This is a genomic window from Variovorax sp. AC103 (genome assembly GCF_979254005.1).
This window is the reverse complement of record NZ_CEEDFC010000056.1, coordinates 1-767: the sequence shown is the minus strand read 5'-3', so window position 1 is coordinate 767 and position 767 is coordinate 1. Positions and strand designations below refer to the sequence as shown.

Sequence of the window (767 nt, the reverse complement as noted above, 5' to 3'; positions counted from 1 at the left end):
TCGTGCTCAGCGTCGGCATGTATTTGGCCGTCAAGTGGCATTACGATCGAGGTCAGAAAGACAAGAATCAAAAGACACCTGCAGTGTTGCTGACATCCATTAAGGTGGGCGCGGCGTTCGTCGCTTCTGCGTTCTTTGTGCTGTTCCTCACCTTTGAATTTTGCAGCAGGATGGGTCTTGACCTAACCATGCGGTGATTGAAATTTTTCGGTCGATACCCCGAATACAGTGCAACTAAAGGCACTAGCCTTTCAGAGACGGACCTCGACACGACGGCGCGGTATTTGCCTAGCTTGCCGACGTGCGAGGCGCGAGCTTAGACAGCTTTCTAAAGTACCTCCAGATACCTTTTAAGCCGTAAACAGATTTACGAAAAATCCAAGATGCTTCACAACATCAAAGTGGTCAGCATGAAGCTTCGAAAATTGCATAATTGGGAAACATGACTAACGATGGCCAAACTTGGTTCAAACTCTAGCGGAAGAGATCTCGTTTGATTTGATGCATTGAGATACTCCACGGCGTATTGCCGGACGGTACGGTCGACTGGCCAAACTGCACCGCCGTCCAACTGTTTCGCCGACAGGAAGAGCAAACGGCTCCAGGGCAGATGACCCGGCTCGACATTGCGCTGGAGGCGATACGGATTTCCCACCCCGAGCACCGGCCGTGGAAGTACCTCTGCAAGATCTGGCGAGAACTCCTGAAACGGTCCGGGCAGTTTCACGTTCGCTATGAAAAAGGAACCTGTGAGCAGCAGGGCATTA

At 51.4% G+C, this 767-nt stretch carries 2 protein-coding genes; one reads left to right on the top strand and one right to left on the bottom strand.

What is annotated here, in order from left to right; all coding sequences use genetic code 11:
* The coding region (locus tag AC0IYU_RS34780) for a hypothetical protein (RefSeq protein WP_472126947.1) at positions 1-197 on the top strand (197 nt) is incomplete at its 5' end.
* 191 nt (positions 198-388) lie between these two features.
* Here the strand turns inward: AC0IYU_RS34780 and AC0IYU_RS34775 are convergent.
* Positions 389-767, bottom strand: a 379-nt coding sequence (locus AC0IYU_RS34775) for a hypothetical protein (protein ID WP_472126944.1), incomplete at its 5' end; no start/stop codon positions are given.